This window comes from Acidaminococcus sp. HCP3S3_G9_1, assembly GCF_052122455.1.
In the GTDB taxonomy this organism is placed as follows: Bacteria; Bacillota; Negativicutes; order Acidaminococcales; family Acidaminococcaceae; genus Acidaminococcus.
Genome location: NZ_JBQKCH010000032.1, coordinates 1 through 1,762 on the forward strand (window position 1 = coordinate 1; position 1,762 = coordinate 1,762).

Genomic DNA, 1,762 nt, shown 5'->3' on the forward strand with positions numbered 1-1,762 from the left:
GTAAACCGTACCCCTTGTCAAGGACAGTTTCTAAAAGTAGGACCCCTTGTTTTAGACAGTTCAACAATCCTGGTACCTTTAAAATGGACGTTTGGTAATTGTCTATCAGAAGGCCCCTAACCATCCAATCTTATGCACTGGCTCCTTACTCATAAAATGGCTGTTTTTGCTATTTTATGAGGTGAGCTGGTTCCCCAGCTCACAGGCTCTCCGCTTCAATGTAGGAACCTCGGGCATCTTGGGAATATCGAGCGGATAAACCCCTGTTGTTACAAATTGGTAGAACTCGTTTGGCGACAGTTTCGCCAGTTCCCACTGGTAGCGCTCGTTGTTGTAATAATCCATGTAATCATCTACGATGGCCTTCACCTCCCCAAAGCTTACTGCTGCTGCAATTTTCTTTTTCACATGGTCTTTCATACGGCCGAAGAAGCTTTCCTGCGGCGCATTGTCCCAGCAATTCCCTCGTCGTGACATAGACTGTCTAAGATTCTTGTCATGGAGGATATCGATGAAGCTGTGACTCGTGTAATGGCAACCCTGGTCAGAATGCACGATGGTTTCAGCATGCAGTGAGACGCCGTGATCTCGAATCAGGTTGTTCACCGTTTCTACCACGAAATCCACCTCCAAAGAATCGCTGAGGACATACGCCAGAATCTGCTTGGTATAGGCATCCAGTATGGTGGAAAGATAAGCAAAAATCCCATTGTAAGGAAGATAGGTAATATCTGTCAGCAGTACCATGCGAGGACCATAGTCCTCAAACTGGCGCTGCAGCAGATTATCGGCCACCGTATTGGTCTTCAGGGCTTTCGCCAGCTGCCGATAGGGATTCGCCTTCCTGATGGGGCAAAGCAGGTGGAACTTTTTCATCAGACGACGGATTTTCTTCACATTCATAATGACGGGCGGATCCATGTGGAGCAGCTCCATATAGATGCTGCGGGCGCCCTTCTTGTACCCCCGTCTTTTGTAAGCGGCAAGGATCAGTTCAAAGTCCTTGCGGTCCTGTTCTTGCTGGGCCTGCCGAAATGCTTCCGCCTTTACCCAGGCATAATAACCGCTTCGGGACACGCCTGCCATCTTGCATAAACTGCTGATGGAAAGTCTGTTCTCGCTGGTACTTACCGTCTTTTCTATGATTTCGAACACACAAGAGGAATCGTTCATGAGCAGAGAACCTACCTTTTTGTGTTCTTGATCGCGGAAATTTTTTTTAAATATTCCACTTCCTGCCGCAAGTATTCAACTTCATGTCTGAGGGCCTTAATGTCATCTTCAGGCTTGACCTTGGCGGCGGTGTCAGACCTGTCGGCGGGTCTCCTGCCTTCATAGAAACAACCATATTTGGCATATTCCTCTTTGATATGCTGGAGAGCACCGCCAATGCGTCTTTCGCCCAGCACAGCAGGGTCAAAGCCGTATTTTTTGAAGATGTCTTTAGGATAGACTCCTTCCATATATTCGGTGTAAAAGATTTCTTTAAAGGACTTCCTCAGGACCAGGGTAGAGCGGCTTACGCTATACACATAAGGGTTCTGGCGCAACGCTGCAATCTGCTCCTCAGTAAAAAGTTTTCTGCTCATGTGGATTCTCCTTGGCTTTATTGGATTTGAGGATACCACATGCATATGATTGTGTTCAATAGGTTGGGTCCAAAAATGAGCACGCCAATTTTAAAGGATTCAAATTGTAGCCTGTCCAATTTTGTGGGCAGGTGCTACTCTTAAAAAGTGTCCACACTTATGGGTACAGTATA

General features: G+C 46.8%; 2 protein-coding genes. Both read right to left on the reverse strand.

Features of this window, described 5'->3' with window-relative positions; genetic code table 11:
- Positions 1 to 174: 174 nt before the first annotated feature.
- Positions 175 to 1,173: an IS3 family transposase gene (locus tag ACTQY1_RS11155; protein WP_441374207.1), complete on the reverse strand. Its 999-nt coding sequence runs from the start codon at positions 1,171 to 1,173 to the stop codon at positions 175 to 177.
- Between the two features lie 11 nt (positions 1,174 to 1,184).
- Positions 1,185 to 1,589: an HTH domain-containing protein gene (locus ACTQY1_RS11160; RefSeq protein WP_012938407.1), complete on the reverse strand. Its 405-nt coding sequence runs from the start codon at positions 1,587 to 1,589 to the stop codon at positions 1,185 to 1,187.
- Positions 1,590 to 1,762 lie beyond the last annotated feature (173 nt).

Bases quoted from the DNA above. Each gene is read 5' to 3' on its own strand.
- ACTQY1_RS11155 (WP_441374207.1), bottom strand. From the start codon at position 1,173: ATGAACGATTCCTCTTGTGTGTTCGAAATCATAGAAAAGACGGTAAGT.
- ACTQY1_RS11160 (WP_012938407.1), bottom strand. From the start codon at position 1,589: ATGAGCAGAAAACTTTTTACTGAGGAGCAGATTGCAGCGTTGCGCCAG.